We start from the raw sequence: 3,802 nt of genomic DNA, 5'->3' as shown, positions 1-3,802 counted from the left end.
GTCTACCATCGTGAGGCACTCGCCAGCCTTTTGGAGACGCAGGCTGCTGTGATCAACGCTGCAGGGCTTCCGCTCGACCCAGATCGCTTCGTGGCGCACATCGCCGCCGTCTGGTTCGAGGCAGACCACCCGGCCCGCGCCGTCATCAGGACCGCGTTCGCTGACAGTCCCTGACGTCCGCCATCTGGGCAGAGAAGCGGCCTTCACCGGCTTTCAATTACCCACATCTCCTACGCGCGATTTGCACCCATTGAATCGTCCGTGATTCTGTCTGTGACGCCGATTCGCGGAGGCGTCACAGATGAGCGGGGACACGGGAGCCGGCGCCGCAGGCTGGCATGACGATGAAGTCGTTTCGGCGGGGCTGCCGGACAAACGACTGGCGCGCCGGTTGCGCCGTCTTCTTGATCAGATGTCGGCGGCACCTGGCCAACCGGTCCCGGCCGCGTGCGGCGACTGGGCGGCGACCAAGGCGGCCTATCGCTTTTTCGACAACCCGCGCGTCACCGAGCATGGGGTACTGGCCGGCCATTTTGCCGCGACCGCCGTGCGCTGCGCGGCGAGCGAGGGACCGATCCTCATCCTGCAAGATACCACCGAGTTCATCTACAGCCGCGCGCAGCCAGGCAAGATCGGCTTCACCAAGACCATCAACGCCGGGCGTTATAAGGCGGGTCAGCCCAACGTGGTGACCTTGTGCGGGGTGCTGATGCATTCGAGCCTGGCTGTGACCCTCAGCGGCACGCCGCTCGGGCTGACGGCAGCGAAGTTCTGGACACGCACGAAGTTCAAGGGGACCTGGACGCTCAAGCGGCATGTGAACCCCACGCGCGTGCCGATCGAGACGAAGGAAAGCTATCGCTGGCTGGAGAACCTGCGCCAGTCGATGGCGCTCGTGGGCACGCCGGATCGCTGCGTGCATGTGGCCGACCGCGAGAGCGACATCTACGAGCTCTTTTGCCTGGCGCAGGATCTCGGCACGCGTTTTCTGGTGCGGGTGCAGACCAATCGGTTGGCCGCCGCGCCCGCCGACGCCGAGCTGCAGGATGGGGCGCATCGGGTCTTCGCCCAGCTCTCGGCTGCGCCCTGGGCGGGACGCCATCGCGTCAAGATCGGCCAGGACGAGACGGCGTGCGTGCATGTGAAGTTCGCCGCCATCGAGACCTTGCCGCCCATCGGCAAGCGCAAGCGATATAGTCCTCAGCGTCTCACCTACATCCACGCCCTTGAGATCGACCCACCGGCGGACCGTCCGCCGATCGACTGGAAGCTGGTGACCAATCTGCTGGTCGGCGATCTCGCCGCCACCGTCGAGAAGCTCGAATGGTACGCCTTGCGCTGGAAGGCGGAGGTGTTCCACAAGGTGATGAAGTCCGGCTGCCGCGCCGAAGAGGCGAGGCTCGAGACCGCCGAGCGGCTGGCGAAGTTCCTCGCCCTCATCGCGGTGGTCAGCTGGCGCATCTTCTTCCTCACCATGTCCGCACGAGCAAAGCCCGAGGCTGAGCCGGAGACAGTCCTCACCCCAGCCGAAATCGCGACGCTTGATGGCATCGACGCTGCGCGGGCCAAGCCGCGCATCCTGCGCAGGACCCTCGCCACCTATCTGCTCCAGATCGCCATGCTCGGCGGCTACCTCGCCCGCAACCACGATCCGCCACCTGGAAACATGGTTGTCTGGCGAGGCCTGACGCGCCTCAACGACATCGCCTTCGGCATCTCCATCGGAACGCGCCGACGATGTGGGTAATCGAAAGCTTCACCGGAGGCTTACGCATCACCCGCCATGCGCTTCAGCGCATCGGCGAGGTCGACGATCACTCGGCCAACGGGGTGCGGTCTATTCGACCCTGGAAAATATGCCAGGAGGCTGCGGAGGCGGCACGCAACGCCGCCAAGCGCAGTTGCCGGCAAAGCCCATCAGGCACCCGGGATCTGCTGAGACTTCAACCAAGGCCAAGCATGCCAAAGGCCCAGAAGGACCGTCGCCGTAACAACTCCGAAGGCCGCCGATAAGCGACCATTGCCTGCGATCATTGATGCCACCAGATATGCGTCACCCGAAATACCCAGCGCGAGAAACACAGTCGCTAGTAAAATCAGTCTACTCGCGACTTGCTGGAAATCCGGATCGTCCCGTCCGCCGTAGACGATCCGGTGATATGCCGCCGGCGCGATCAATAGTGCCGTGGCGACCGCGATAAGGGCCAGAGAGAAGCCATGGACAAGCTTCAGGTCAGAAGTCAGTTCCGCAAACTCCTTTGTCAGAACAATTGCGAATTGAAAGCCCAGAATAGCCTGGGCGCCGGGGAGCACGACACGCGCCTCAGTGAGCACATAGTCCAGTTTCGCAGCGGTCGGTGTCTTTTCATCCGAGGTCGGCATGGCTAACTCCTGATCGCGAACCAGGCAGGGACCAAACCAGATGGCAATGCTCGCGACGAAGCCGCAGAACGCCGCAAAGCCCCCCCACGCGGCACCGGCGATGCGCGCGCCAGCGAGACCCAGATCGGCTCCCATCGCGACCGCGAACAGCACGAGCGTGGCGACCATCACGCGGTCAATCAAGGCAATAAGCCTGCCGCTCGCCTCACCAGCAAGGGCGATGCGATGATACGAACTCGGCATGATCAGGAGGCCGATTACGCCAATAATCAGAGCGAGAACGCCGAGTTCGAGCACTTTCTCGGCGGACGATAGGGAAGAGAAGGCGTTTTGAAACGGCGCATGAAACTGGAAGCCCAGCAAAATTTGGGCTCCCAGCATGAGCATGCGCGATTCATCAAGCGCCGTCTTCGTCTTGGCGACCAGCGACATCGGGTCAGCTTTCACCTCGCTCTAGCGACTTCACCAGATGTTCGACCCCTACTCCCAGAGCGCCTCCAGCCAGTACGTCGCTGGGCCAATGGGCCAGCAATGCAACCCTCGTGAGCCCAATCAACGTTGCGCCGCTCCAGGCCCAGACCGAATGTTGCGGCCAGATCCGCGCGAGGGCAGCCGCCAAGGCGCCCATCTGAACCGCATGCCCTGAGGGAAATGAGTCGAGTGCCTTTCCGGAGCGAGGGATCCCGCGGCGCCGTCTGCGGACTTCGATCCGATCAGGTCGCTCTTGGGCAAAACAGCGCTTCAAAATGTGAGGTACAACCGAGCTCACTACGACGCTGAGGAGGATGTGCCTTGCCGCCAAGCGTCGCCGTAGAGGTCCGCTCTGGGCCGCGACCCATATTCCGAAAGCCAGGACGAACAAGAGCCGCTCGTCGGCGAGAAGCGTTGCTAACTGTAGAGGGCGCTCCACCGCGGGCGCAGTTTGATGTGCGATTCCCCGGGCGATAGCCCGATCGAAGGGGAAAACTGGTACTCGCCATCGCCGCATGATGTGAAGTGCCCGCTCCAACTAGCCCTCAAAACGAGCCAGCGAGGGATTTGTTCGGCATTCTCCTCTGAGGCTCTTTCCGGGGCAGGATTTGCTCCTGACCAATCAGGATAGAATCGGCTCGATCTGAATTCTCCGGCGGAACTCCGAGCTCCCGGGATGAGTTCCTCGAAACATCCTCGAGTTGGAGCCAGGACGATGAGACCAATGGAGCCTATCGAAACGGGCCGCGAACTCGCTGTCAGAATGGGCGCCCGCTTCCCACGGGAAGACTGGATCGCCACCCTAGATGCCGTAATGGGCCGGCGCTTCGAATAGCCATTTTGGGTGGCTGTCCCTCAGAATGATGGTGTTGAAAACGAGGTCCGAGCGATCGGCCTCAAGCATCATGAGAGGAACAGCCGTGGAGCATTATGCTGGAATCGATGTCTC

The 3,802-nt window shown here is 62.4% G+C and carries 3 protein-coding genes; 1 reads left to right on the top strand and 2 read right to left on the bottom strand.

What is annotated here, in order from left to right; genetic code table 11:
• The first annotated feature begins 301 nt into the window (after window positions 1–301).
• Window positions 302–1,747, top strand: coding sequence for an IS4 family transposase (locus AC1D34_RS34940; RefSeq protein WP_476826705.1), 1,446 nt, complete (start codon window positions 302–304; stop codon window positions 1,745–1,747).
• Window positions 1,748–1,917: 170 nt separating this feature from the next.
• Here the strand turns inward: AC1D34_RS34940 and AC1D34_RS34935 are convergent, their stop codons facing one another.
• Together AC1D34_RS34935 and AC1D34_RS34930 are read right to left on the bottom strand one after the other, a co-directional pair.
• Complete coding sequence (locus AC1D34_RS34935; RefSeq protein ID WP_476826704.1) at window positions 1,918–2,814, bottom strand: DUF6328 family protein; 897 nt, start codon at window positions 2,812–2,814, stop codon at window positions 1,918–1,920.
• Window positions 2,815–2,818: 4 nt separating this feature from the next.
• On the bottom strand, window positions 2,819–3,370 hold the full coding sequence (locus AC1D34_RS34930; RefSeq protein ID WP_476826706.1) for a phosphatase PAP2 family protein: 552 nt from the start codon (window positions 3,368–3,370) through the stop codon (window positions 2,819–2,821).
• Between the last annotated feature and the right edge of the window lie 432 nt (window positions 3,371–3,802).

The sequence above is a fragment of the Allobosea sp. P1_A7 genome, from assembly GCF_056406775.1.
This window is presented reverse-complemented; position numbering and strand designations above follow the sequence as displayed.

Coding starts and splice junctions, on each gene's coding strand:
- AC1D34_RS34940 (WP_476826705.1), top strand. CDS start 302: ATGAGCGGGGACACGGGAGCCGGCGCCGCAGGCTGGCATGACGATGAA.
- AC1D34_RS34935 (WP_476826704.1), bottom strand. CDS start 2,814: ATGTCGCTGGTCGCCAAGACGAAGACGGCGCTTGATGAATCGCGCATG.
- AC1D34_RS34930 (WP_476826706.1), bottom strand. CDS start 3,370: ATGCGGCGATGGCGAGTACCAGTTTTCCCCTTCGATCGGGCTATCGCC.